Genomic DNA, 10,023 nt, shown 5'->3' with positions numbered 1-10,023 from the left:
AGCCCGCCCGTTTCCAGTGCGTTGAAGGGTTGACGAAGTGCCCTCAACACGCCTCCCGTTGATCCACACCCTCATCCACACCTCCGCCGCCCTCCTAGCCCTCACCTCCCTCACCCTCACCCTCTGGACCGGCCTCGAAGAACCCCCCGTCGCCCTCGCCTTCGGAGTCCTCGTCGCCGTAGGGGAGTTGAGCCGCTGGAACGGGACGACCGGTCTCAGGGAAACCGCCCCGCTCGGCGCGGCCGCCGCCCTCTCCTACGCCCTCCTCGGTGCCGACGCCGGCCGGCCCACCCACCACGGCGTCTTCCAGACCGTCGCCGTAGTCGTCGCCGCCACACTCGTCGGCTGCGTCCCGCACATAGCGCGCGGCCACAGCCGCACCCCCGACCACATGGCGCGCCGCGTCCTGACCGTCGGCTTCGCGGCCATCTGCTTCCAACCCCTGTACAACCAGGGGGCGTTCAGGCACTGGGGCGGCCCCGCCTACGCCCTGCTCCTGGTCGCGCTGCTCTCCCTCACCGCGCTCTGCGACGCCGTGCTCGCCGCCGCGCTCGCGCACTCGCGGACCCGGTGGCCGTTCGGGCCGCTGCTGCGGGACGAACTGCGCGGGATGCTCGGTATCGGGTCCGCGGTGTGCGCGACCGGCGCGGTGATGGCGCTCGCGGTCGCCGTCGTGGGGCTGTGGGCGCTGCCCGTGTTCTCGCTGCCGCTGCTGCTGACCCAGCTGTCCTTCCGGCGGTACGCGGCCGTACGGGACACCTACCGCCAGACCATCGCCTCCCTCGCCCGGTCCACCGAGATAGCCGGTTACACGCCTGCCGGGCACGCCCGCAGAGTCGCCGCGCTGTGTCAGGCGGTCGGGCGGGACCTGGGGCTGTCCGAGCCCGACCTCACCGTCCTGGAGTACGCCGCCCTGATGCACGACATCGGCCAGCTCAGCCTCGTCGACCCGGTACCGGCCGGCGCCACCGCCGTACTCCCCGCGGAGGAGCAGCGGCGGATAGCCCTGCTCGGCGGGGCCGTCGTACGGCAGACCGGGGTGAGTCCTCAGGTGGCGGCCGTCGTGGAGCGGCAGGCCGACCCGTGCCGGGAGCAGCCGCTGTCCGCGCGGATCGTCCGGGCCGTGAACGCGTACGAGGAGAAAACCCGGGCAGGCGGTCCCGGCGGGCCGCTGCGGGCGCTGGAGGAGCTGCGCCTCGGGACCGCCGGGGACTACGCTCCCGAGGTCGTGGAAGCACTGGCCCGGGTACTGTCCCGGGACTGTCTGACCTTGCCTTCGGCTGGGTAACCCATGGGTAATGAGCGCCCTCCCAGCCGTACGTGGTTGGATGCGAAGAAGAGGGTGTCCGGGGGCAGAGCCAGCCCACTGAACGGAACTGGCAGGCGGGAATCGTGAGGATCTTCGGCAAGGGACGGCACCGGCCCTCCGCCTCCTGGCGGCAGGCCACAGACCGCGCGTTCACGCTGATCGGCGACGGTCGGTACGAGGACGCGGGCGCGCTGCTGACGCGGGCCGCCGATCTGGAGCCCTGGCTGTCCGAGTCCTGGTTCAACCTCGCCCTGCTGCACAAGTTCCGGCACGACTGGGAGCAGGCGCGGGCGGCCGGGCTGCGGGCCGTCGCGCTGCTCGACCGGGAGGCCGGCGCGCCTGACTGGTGGAACGTCGGCATCGCGGCCACCGCGCTCCAGGACTGGCCGCTGGCCCGGCGGGCCTGGCAGGCGTACGGGCTGCGGGTGCCGGGCGGGGTCACCGGGGCGGGTGAGCCGGCCGGGATGGATCTCGGCAGCGCGGCCGTACGGCTCTCTCCCGAGGGTGAGGCCGAGGTGGTCTGGGGGCGGCGGCTGGATCCCGCCCGAGTCGAGGTGCTGTCCATTCCGCTTCCCTCGTCAGGGCGGCGGTGGGGTGAGGTCGTGCTGCACGACGGGGTGCCGCACGGGGAGCGGACGACTGCCGCCGGGCACTCGTACCCCGTGTTCGACGAGATCGAGTTGTGGGCGCCGTCTCCTGTGCCTACGTGGGTTGTCCTGCTGGAGGCTGCCGCCGAGGCCGATCGGGATGCGTTGGAGCAGTTGGCGGCGGATGCGGGGTTCGCGGCGGAGGACTGGTCGTCTTCCGTGCGGTTGCTGTGCCGGATGTGTTCCGAGTCCCGGATGCCCTCCGACGAGGGTGACGGGGAGCATCTTGATCCGCATGATCACAGTGAGCCTGGGCATCCTGGGCCGCTCGGTCACCGGACGGATGGGCAGTTGTGGGTGCCTGAGCGCGAGTGTGGGTTGGCTGCGCCGGCGTCGCTCGTCAGGGGGCTGTTGGACGGGTGGGTTGCCGACAGCCCTGATTCACGGGACTGGCGGGATCTGGAAGAGGTCTGCTGAGGTCTGTGGGCGGGTGCCGCGCCGTCGTGGCTGGTCGCGCAGTTCCCCGCGCCCCTTAAAGACAGGGCGTTGTCGCTGGTCGCGCCTACGCGGCGGAGCCGCACATCGACACAGTCCCGCGCCCCTTAAAAGACAGGGCGTTGTCGCCGCCCATTGACACAGGCCCGCGTCTCTCGAAGAACTCCACGTACCCTGTATCAGCAACTTCTCCCCCTTGGTTTTCAGGAAGGCTTACGTCGGTCATGGCGCAGCAGGACACCGATCAGCAGCACGTGGGCGTGCTCCCCGTGGATGACGAGGGGTTTGTCATCGACACCGAGGGGACCGAGGAGCGTGAGGCGGCCTGGCGGGAGCGGGGGGTCTCGCGGGCGATCACGGTCGTCGGGAATCCGGTGCTGCACAAGGAGTGCAGGGACGTCACCGACTTCGGCGCGGAGCTGGAGACGCTGGTGGCCGACATGTTCGCCTCGCAGCGCACCGCCGAGGGCGTCGGGCTCGCCGCGAACCAGGTCGGGGTCGACCTGAAGGTCTTCGTCTACGACTGCATGGACGACGAGGGCAAACGGCATGTCGGTGTCGTCTGCAATCCGAAGCTGGTCGACCTGCCCGCCGACAAGCGGCATCTGGACGAGAGCAACGAGGGGTGTCTGTCCGTGCCGACCGCGTATGCGCCGCTCGCGCGGCCCGACTACGCCGAGGTGACCGGACAGGACGAGAAGGGCAACCCGGTCAAGGTCCGCGGCACCGGCTACTTCGCTCGGTGTTTGCAGCACGAGACCGATCACCTCTACGGCTACCTCTACATCGACCGGCTCTCCAAGCGCGACCGCAAGGACGCGCTGCGGCAGATGGCCGAGAACGAGCCCCGTTACCCCGTGGTCGCCAACGACTGATCCGGCCGGCCCCAGCGGTCGACCCGTCTCCCTTACGAACGGCGTCTGTTCAGGTACAACTCCCTGACCAGGCGCCGTTCGTCTGTCCCTCGCACATTCGATCGTTTGTGCTCGCGTAGTGATCCAGAATCGGTCACGCAAGGGGGGATTCTCGGCACTTGGGGGGAGTGAAGGGAGCAAATCCGTTCCCAGAACGGTCAGTTGTGGTGCTGAATAGGAAGTGCGGGGATACGCAACGGCGCACGCCCGGCACAGCGGGAGGGGCGTGCGCAACTGGCGGCTGAGAGGGGTTTGTTCGTGCCTGCTTTCTCACACAGCACCACATCGACAACGGCAACGGTAACGACGGCGATCGCGGTTCCACCGTCGCTCTCTCTCCCGGTGATCGAGGCGGCGTTTCCCCGGCAACTGCATCCGTATTGGCCGAGGCTCCAGGAGAAGACACGTGTCTGGCTGCTGGAAAAACGCCTCATGCCGGCGGACAAGGTAAGGGAATATGCCGACGGTCTTTGCTACACGGACCTGATGGCCGGGTACTACATGGGCGCACCGGACGAGGTGCTCCAGGCGATAGCGGACTACAGCGCGTGGTTCTTCGTCTGGGACGACCGCCATGACCGGGACATCGTGCACCAACGCCCCGACGCCTGGCGGCGGTTGAGGTTCCGGTTGCACGCGGCGCTGGATTCACCACGGCACCATCTGCTCCACCCGGATCCGCTGGTCGCCGGGTTCGCCGACAGCATGATGCGGATCTACTCGTTCCTGCCCGACACCTGGAACGCGCGGTTCGCCCGGCACTTCCACGCGGTCATCGAGGCCTACGACCGTGAATTCCGCAACCGCACCCAGGGGACCGTCCCCACCGTCGAGGACTATCTCGCGCTGCGCCGGCTCACCTTCGCCCACTGGATCTGGACGGACCTGCTGGAGGCGAGCGCGGGACTCGAACTCCCGGACAGCGTACGGAAACACCCGGGATATCGACGGGCGGCACTGCTCAGCCAGGAATTCGCCGCCTGGTACAACGACCTCTGCTCGCTGCCCAAGGAACTCGCGGGCGACGAGGTCCACAATCTCGGAATCAGCCTCATCAAACACGAGGGGCTGACCCTTGAGGACGCGGTCGCCGAACTGAGGCGCCGTATCGAGGAATGCATAGATGAATTCCTCGTCGCGGAACGGGACACCTTACGTCTCGCCGACCGGCTCGACGACGGCACCGTGCGCGGAAAGGAATTGAGTGCCGCGGTACGGACCTGCCTCGGCAATATGCGGAACTGGTTCAGCACCGTCTACTGGTTCCACCACGAGTCCGGCCGTTACATGGTCGACAGCTGGGACGACCGGTCCACACCCCCGTACGTCAACAACGAAGCGGCAGGTGAGTAATGACCGTCGAGTCTGTGAAGCCCGCGGCACCCGAGGTGCCGGAGCTGCTTGAGCCGCCCGTCGCGGGCGGCAGGGTCCCGCTTCTCGGCCACGGCTGGAAGCTGGTCCGCGACCCCCTGGCCTTCATGGCCCAACTCCGCGACCACGGCGACGTGGTGAGGCTCCGCCTCGGCCCGAAGACGGTCTACGCCGTCACCGCGCCGGCCCTCACCGGCGCCCTGGCGCTGAACCCCGACTTCATCATCGCGGGCCCGCTGTGGGAGTCCCTGGAGGGACTGCTCGGCAAGGAGGGCGTGGCCACCGCCAACGGACCCCTGCACCGGCGCCAACGGCGCATCATCCAGCCCGCGTTCAAGCTCGACGCGATCCCCGCCTACGGCCCGATCATGGAGGAGGAGGCGCACGCGCTCACCGAGCGGTGGAAGTCCGGCGGGACGATCGACTGCACCTCCGAGTCCTTCCGGGTCGCCGTGCGGATCGCCGCCCGCTGTCTGCTGCGCGGCGACTTCATGGACGAGCGCGCCGAGCGGCTGTGCGTCGCGCTCGCCACCGTCTTCCGGGGCATGTACCGGCGGATGGTGGTACCGGCGGGACCGCTCTACCGGCTGCCCCTCCCGGCCAACCGCGAATTCAACCGGGCATTGGCCGATTTGCACCTCCTCGTCGACGAGATCGTGGCCGAGCGGCGCGAATCTGGTCAAAAGCCGGACGATTTGCTGACGGCATTGCTGGAGGCGACGGACGACAATGGCGACCCGATCGGGGAACAGGAGATCCACGACCAGGTCGTCGCGATCCTCACCCCGGGAAGCGAAACAATCGCGTCCACGATCATGTGGCTGCTCCAGGTCCTCACGGAACACCCGGAACACGCCGACAAGATACGCGAAGAGGTCGAATCCGTGACGGGCGGCCGTCCGGTGGCATTCGACGACGTCCGGAAGCTCACGCACACGAACAATGTCGTCGTCGAGGCGATGCGGCTGCGTCCCGCCGTATGGATATTGACGCGACGGGCGGTCGCCGACTCCGAACTGGGCGGCTATCGGATTCCGGCCGGGGCCGACATCATCTACAGCCCGTACGCGATCCAGCGCGATCCGCGTTCGTATGCGCACAACACGGAGTTCGACCCCGACCGCTGGCTTCCGGAACGGTCCAAGGACGTGCCGAAGTTCGCCATGAGCCCGTTCAGCAACGGCAACCGGAAGTGTCCCAGCGACCACTTCTCGATGGCCCAACTGAGCCTGATCACGGCGGCGGTGGCGACGAGGTACCGCTTCGAGCAGGTGTCCGGCTCGAACGACACCACCCGCGTCGGCATCACCCTCCGCCCGAACCGGCTGCTGCTCAGGCCCGTGTCGCGGTGAGACGCGACGGCGTACGTTCAGGCGGCTTCCGGGCCCCTGAACGTGCGCCGGTAGGCGTTCGGCGTGGTGCCGAGCGCCCGGACGAACTGGTGGCGCAGGGCGGGCGCGGTGCCGAAGCCGGCGCGCCAGGCGATCGCGTCCATCGTCTCGTCCGTCGCCTCCAGCAACTGCTGGGCCAGCAGCACCCGTTGACGCAGGATCCAGCGGTACGGCGTGGTCCCGGTCTCCTGCTGGAAGCGGCGGGCGAAGGTGCGCGGTGACATGTGGGCACGGGCGGCGAGCTGTTCGACGGTGACCTCCTGGTCGAGGTGTTCCGCCATCCACACCAGCACCTCGCCCACCGTGTCGCACTGCGAGCGCGGCAGCGGCCGCTCGATGTACTGGGCCTGGCCGCCGTCGCGGTGCGGCGGTACGACCATCCGCCGCGCGATCGCGTTGGCGACCTCAGGCCCCTGCTCCTTGCGCACGATGTGCAGACAGGCGTCGATACCGGCCGCGGTGCCGGCGGACGTGATCACCGGGCCCGCGTCGACGTACAGCACATCCGGCTCCACGACGACCTTCGGATACCGCCGGGCGAGCAGCTCCGCGTGGTGCCAGTGCACCGCGCACCGCCGCCCGTCCAGCAGCCCGGCGGCGGCCAGCACGAACACGCCCGAACAGACGCTGAGCACCCGGGCGCCCCGGTCCACGCCCCGTCGTAGGGCGTCGAGCAGTTCCTCCGGGTACTCCCGGGCCGCGTAGGTCGCACCGGCCGGTACGGCGATGAGGTCCGCGGTCTCCAGGCGTTCCAGGCCGTGTTCCACGGCCAGGGAGAAGCCCGCGTGGGTGGTCAGGGCCGGGCCCTCGGCCGAGGCGACGGCGAAGTCGTAGACCGGCAGGCCCTCGTCGCTGCGGTCGAGGCCGAACACCTCGCAGACGACGCCGAGTTCGAAGGGGTGCACTCCGTCGAGCAGGACTACGGCCACGTTCGTCAGCATGCTGCCAGTGTGCGCCACGACTGGCAGTAAATCGAGGGTGTACGGCAGTCCTGCCACTCACGGTAAGGAGTCAAAAGGACGAGACTCATGTCCATGAACGCAGCCATGGACAACCTCATCGCCCTCCTCACCGTCGTCGGCATCCTCGTGGCCGTGACCTTCCCGTCGCTGCTCGGCATCGCGCACGACCGGCGCATCGACCGTCAGATCCGGACCGCCCACCGGATGATCACTTCGACACCACGACGGTGACCGACCATTCCTGAATGCCCTTGCACGAGATCTTGTGCGGGGCGGTCGCACACAGCGGCCGGGACGACGTGAGCTTCACGGTCCCGGCCGAGACCGCCTCGTACGCGTTGCTCGCGTCGCCGGGCCGGATCAGGATCCCGCTGTTGGTGGCCTTCAGGCCGGTACCGACGGTCTTCACCGGCGTCCAGGGGCGGGTGGCCGTCCCGTCCAGCAGGATGCGGACGGTGTTGCCGGTCTTCAGGCAGAACGTGCCGTTCGTGTCGGTGGCGGAGAGTGTCTCCTTCGCCGTACAGGCCGCCCGGCTCTTGCTCGGTGTGGGGGAGGGCGACGGCGACACAGTGCCGCTGCCGGTGTCGGACTTCGTGCCGCCGCAGCCCGCGAGGGCGAGCGCCAGGGTGGCGACGGCGAGGGACGGACCGAGAATCGATCGGCGCATGGGGGGCCTCCTTTGCCCCTTTGACGTGTCACGGACGCATCCGGATCCCTCGTGAGCAGTGAAATACCCGTGGACATGACAGAACCCCGGCCGCTGCGAGACGGCCGGGGTCCAGCTCATGAAGGGGTCAGCTGGTCGTCACGGCGGTGTCGTCGACGACGAAGCTGGTCTGGAGGGAGGAGTCCTCGACGCCGCTGAACTTCAGCGTGACCGTCGAGCCGGCGTACGCGGAGAGGCTGATGCTCTTCTGTACGTACCCGGTGGCCGCGTTGAGGTTGGAGTAGGTGGCCAGGGTCGTCGATCCGGCGGTGACCGTCAGCTTGTCGTAAGCCGTGCTGGTGCTGGTCTCCGCGGTGTCGATGTGCAGGTAGAAGGTGAAGGTCGTGCCCGTGCAGCCGGACGGGATGGTCACCGACTGGGACAGCGTGTCGGTGTGGGTCGAGCCGTAGCCGTCGAGCCAGGCCTTGTACGAACCGGCGTGTGCCGCCTCGCCGGTGTCGTTGGTGATGACCCCGCTGCTCGCGGTCCAGGTGGTGTTGCCCGACTCGAAGCCCGCGTTGCCCAGGAGCTGGGTCGAGGTGCAGCTGCCGCCGCCGGAGGTGCTGACCGTCCAGGTGAAGGAGGCCGAGCCGGAGGCGCCGGTGGAGTCGGTCGCGGTCACCGTCACGGCGTAGGTGCCGGCGGTGGACGCGGTGCCGGAGATCAGCCCGGTCGAGCTGCTGATCGACAGGCCGGTCGGCAGCCCGCTCGCGCTGTAGGTGAGGGTCGCGCTCGCGCTGTCCGAGGCGGAGATCTGGAGGCTGGCCGTGGAACCGGTCGCCGTGGACTGGCTGCCCGGGTTGGTGACGGTCACCGTGTTGCCCGTGGTGGTGCCGGAGGTGAAGGCGGCGGTGCCGTCGGGGGTGCCCCAGCCGGTCGGGCCGTCGTAGCCGGTGCCCGCGGTGCAGAAGTAACTCGTCGAGCAGGAGCCGTTGTTGCCGCTCGTGACGTCGTACAGGTTGCTGGTGTGGGAGTAGGGGTACTTCGCCGGGTAGTCGCTGGAACCGGGGGTGCCGGCCAGCGCGTAGACGCCCGCGATGATGGGGGACGAGGCGCTGGTGCCGCCGTAGACCGCCCAGCCGGAGCCGCCGTAGGTGTCGTAGACGGCCACGCCGGTGGCGGGGTCGGCGACGGCGGAGACGTCGGCCTCCATGCGCTTGGTGCAGCCCGTGTCGGTCTGCCAGCTCGGCTTCGCGTCGTAGGCGGAGCAGCCGGAGCCGGTGCCTTCGGTGCTGCTGGTCTTCCACACGGACTCGGTCCAGCCGCGGGTGTTGGACGACGTGGAGAGGGCCGTGCCGCCAACTGCGGTCACGTACTGGGACGTTGCCGGGTACTCGGCGCCGTAGGCGCTGTCACCGGAGGAGACGGTGATCGCTACGCCCGGGTGCTTGAAGTACGAGGTGTCCTCGGAGGTCTGCGAGGAGGACTCGGAGCCGCCCCAGCTGTTGGAGACGAACTTCGCGCCCAGGGCGACGGCCTCGTTCTCGGCGGTGCCGAGGTTGGCGTCGGTGGCCGAAGTGGCCTCCACCAGAATGATGTTGCAGTTCGGGCAGACCGCGCTGACCATGTCGATGTCGAGCGCTTCCTCGCCCGCCCAGCCGGTGTCGTTGGTCGGCAGCGAGGTGGTCGAGCCGGTCTGACTGACCTGCTTGAAGCAGCCGTTGGCCTTGGTGCAGGCGGAGAGGCCGAAGTTCGAGCGGTAAGTGGCCAGGTCCGACTCGGCGTTGGGGTCGTTGTACGCGTCGACCACCGCGACCGTCAGGCCGGAGCCGCCGGTCGAGGGAAGCGCGTACGCGCTGTGCAGGTTGGCCGGGCTCAGGCCGGAGACCGCGGCTGCGGCGTCCGCGTGCACGGCGGAGGCCAGTTGCTGCTTGATGTCGGTGCGCCGCTGGGCGAAGCAGGACGCCGAACCGGGGGCCGCGGTCGCGCAGAGGCGCTGGGTCGGCACCTTCTGGCCGGCCTTGCCGGTCGAGTGGACGGCCTGGGCCGCGGGGGCGGTCAGGGCCTTGGAGTTCTGGGTGGCCTTGGAGACCTGGGCGGACTGGACGGCGGCCTGTGGGGCGGGTTGCGCGCCGGCGGGGGAGGCCGCCACGAGCCCGAAGACGCTGAGGGTGAGGGCGGGTACGGCGGCGGTCAGCAGTCTTCGCAGACTCCGTCTGGGCTTTTCACGCATGGGGGTACTGCCTCCATCGTGGGAGTGGGGTTCCTCGGCGTGGTGGCAGGCCTGTGACGCGCGTAGCGGCGGCAGATGACATCGTCATGGGCATGACACTTTGAGCGTCCTGTGG

Annotated in this window: 9 protein-coding genes; 6 read left to right on the top strand and 3 right to left on the bottom strand. The window is 69.1% G+C overall.

Annotated features, from left to right (window positions below; genetic code table 11):
• The first annotated feature begins 37 nt into the window (after nucleotides 1-37).
• The 5 genes from AC31A1_RS05360 (at nucleotide 38) to AC31A1_RS05340 (ending at nucleotide 6,028) form a co-directional block, all read left to right on the top strand.
• Complete coding sequence (locus AC31A1_RS05360; protein WP_489652087.1) at nucleotides 38-1,288, top strand: HD-GYP domain-containing protein; 1,251 nt, start codon at nucleotides 38-40, stop codon at nucleotides 1,286-1,288.
• 104 nt (nucleotides 1,289-1,392) lie between these two features.
• Nucleotides 1,393-2,373: a tetratricopeptide repeat protein gene (locus AC31A1_RS05355; protein WP_489652086.1), complete on the top strand. Its 981-nt coding sequence runs from the start codon at nucleotides 1,393-1,395 to the stop codon at nucleotides 2,371-2,373.
• A gap of 242 nt (nucleotides 2,374-2,615) precedes the next feature.
• Complete coding sequence (gene def, locus AC31A1_RS05350) at nucleotides 2,616-3,266, top strand: peptide deformylase (RefSeq protein WP_405973958.1); 651 nt, start codon at nucleotides 2,616-2,618, stop codon at nucleotides 3,264-3,266.
• 297 nt (nucleotides 3,267-3,563) lie between these two features.
• Nucleotides 3,564-4,658 carry an epi-isozizaene synthase gene (cyc1, locus tag AC31A1_RS05345; RefSeq protein WP_489652085.1) on the top strand — a complete coding sequence of 365 codons (1,095 nt, stop codon included), beginning with the start codon at nucleotides 3,564-3,566 and terminating at the stop codon, nucleotides 4,656-4,658.
• Nucleotides 4,658-6,028: a bifunctional albaflavenone monooxygenase/terpene synthase gene (locus AC31A1_RS05340; protein ID WP_489652084.1), complete on the top strand. Its 1,371-nt coding sequence runs from the start codon at nucleotides 4,658-4,660 to the stop codon at nucleotides 6,026-6,028. The genes cyc1 and AC31A1_RS05340 overlap by 1 nt, the downstream gene beginning before the upstream one ends.
• 17 nt (nucleotides 6,029-6,045) lie before the next feature.
• Here AC31A1_RS05340 and AC31A1_RS05335 read toward each other — a convergent pair whose 3' ends face one another.
• Nucleotides 6,046-7,008, bottom strand: coding sequence for a GlxA family transcriptional regulator (locus tag AC31A1_RS05335; protein WP_489652083.1), 963 nt, complete (start codon nucleotides 7,006-7,008; stop codon nucleotides 6,046-6,048).
• 87 nt (nucleotides 7,009-7,095) lie between these two features.
• Here AC31A1_RS05335 and AC31A1_RS05330 point away from each other — a divergent pair, with 87 nt between their 5' ends.
• A complete protein-coding gene (locus AC31A1_RS05330; RefSeq protein WP_489652082.1) occupies nucleotides 7,096-7,260 on the top strand; it encodes a hypothetical protein in 165 nt (54 codons plus the stop codon).
• On the opposite strand, the gene AC31A1_RS05325 is transcribed toward AC31A1_RS05330, so the two are convergent.
• Both AC31A1_RS05325 and AC31A1_RS05320 read right to left on the bottom strand, forming a co-directional pair.
• A complete protein-coding gene (locus AC31A1_RS05325) occupies nucleotides 7,238-7,696 on the bottom strand; it encodes a hypothetical protein (protein ID WP_489652081.1) in 459 nt (152 codons plus the stop codon). The two genes, AC31A1_RS05330 and AC31A1_RS05325, sit on opposite strands and share 23 nt — an antisense overlap.
• A gap of 127 nt (nucleotides 7,697-7,823) precedes the next feature.
• Nucleotides 7,824-9,908, bottom strand: coding sequence for a putative Ig domain-containing protein (locus AC31A1_RS05320; RefSeq protein ID WP_489652080.1), 2,085 nt, complete (start codon nucleotides 9,906-9,908; stop codon nucleotides 7,824-7,826).
• Nucleotides 9,909-10,023 lie beyond the last annotated feature (115 nt).

The sequence above is a fragment of the Streptomyces sp. P5F9 genome, from assembly GCF_057961495.1.
The sequence above is the reverse complement of the archived record's forward strand: the minus strand, read 5'-3'. Positions and strand labels throughout refer to the sequence as shown.